We start from the raw sequence: 201 nt of genomic DNA on the forward strand, positions 1-201 counted from the left end.
AATCAGGCAGATGCAGACGCTCAAACCAACCCATTACCAAATACCTACACTAATATAAGTAACCCGCAAACCATAGTGGCAGGTGTGCTCAATACCAACACCAGCTGTTACAATACAATCACATTAGACCTGGTAGTTGAGCAGGCACCAGTAATTTTTACACCAACCGCTTTAGAATATTGCGATCCAGACAGTGATGGC

The 201-nt window shown here is 43.8% G+C and carries 1 protein-coding gene; it reads left to right on the forward strand.

The window, feature by feature from the left end; all coding sequences use genetic code 11:
• Positions 1-201 (forward strand): hypothetical protein (locus tag ACVC43_RS00110; RefSeq protein ID WP_452222540.1); only part of this gene is annotated, 201 nt, incomplete at both ends.

The organism is Lacinutrix chionoecetis (assembly GCF_053604665.1).